This window comes from Bradyrhizobium sp. Kon58 (assembly GCF_055807455.1).
Genome location: NZ_JBVVOT010000182.1, coordinates 1 through 405, shown reverse-complemented (window position 1 = coordinate 405; position 405 = coordinate 1). Strand labels below are relative to the sequence as shown.

At 66.2% G+C, this 405-nt stretch carries 1 protein-coding gene; it reads right to left on the bottom strand.

The features are described from left to right. On the bottom strand, positions 1-401 hold a 401-nt coding region (locus tag AC0L20_RS40035), incomplete at its 3' end, for an MFS transporter (protein ID WP_473295674.1). Positions 402-405: the final 4 nt, after the last annotated feature.

Here is a 405-nt window from a genome sequence, read left to right as displayed (position 1 = left end):
CCGCCGACCTGGAACGTCGACTGCGCCAGGCCGTAGCGCCCGCCCGAGGCCAGGCGTGCCACGCGGGAGGTTTCCGGGTGAAAGGTCGACGAGCCGACACCCACCAGCCCCGCCGCCAGCAAAATGGCCGGGAAGCTGCCGACAAACGCCAGCATCAGAATGCCGACCAGGGTGCACACCATGCCGGCGGGCAACAGCCAGGGCTTGGGATGACGGTCGGTGTGGTAACCGATCCAGGGTTGCAGCAGCGATGCGGTCAGTTGGAAGGTCAGGGTGATCAGGCCGACCTGGGTGAACGTCAGGCCATAGTTGGCCTTGAGCATCGGGTAGATCGATGGCAGCACGGCCTGGATCAAGTCGTTGATCAGGTGCGCCAGGGCGCAGGCGCCAAGCACCCGCATGACC